This is a genomic window from Nonomuraea maheshkhaliensis, assembly GCF_039529435.1.
GTDB lineage: Bacteria > Actinomycetota > Actinomycetes > Streptosporangiales > Streptosporangiaceae > Nonomuraea > Nonomuraea maheshkhaliensis.
On record NZ_BAAAMU010000268.1, the window covers coordinates 3,502 to 3,802 of the forward strand.

At 79.7% G+C, this 301-nt stretch carries 1 protein-coding gene; it reads left to right on the forward strand.

Translation table 11 applies throughout. The features are described 5' to 3' along the window. A partial coding sequence (locus tag ABFX54_RS56160) for a hypothetical protein (RefSeq protein WP_346115533.1) occupies window positions 1-190 on the forward strand: 190 nt, incomplete at its 5' end. Between the last annotated feature and the right edge of the window lie 111 nt (window positions 191-301).

The window sequence follows — 301 nt, forward strand, 5'->3', positions numbered from 1 at the left end:
GCGGGGGGCGGCGCCCGGCGCCCTCGTCGCCCTCTACCAGCGTGGGATGGGTGGGGGAGTGCTGGCCGCCGGCGCCCCCGCCCTCTGCGCGCTCGCGGGCGCGCTCCTGCTGGCGCGGGCACTGCCCCTCGCGCTGCGCTTCGCGCTCAGACGGCTGCTGCGCTCGCGCCGGCCGCTGGCGGTCCCGTAGCTCATGGTGGCGGCGAAGGTGAGCGCGTACGAGGTCAGGGCAGCGGAGGTCACGAGCACCAGCAGCGGCAGCACCCGGCCCGAGGCCGCCGCCGCCCGCGCGGCCCCGAAG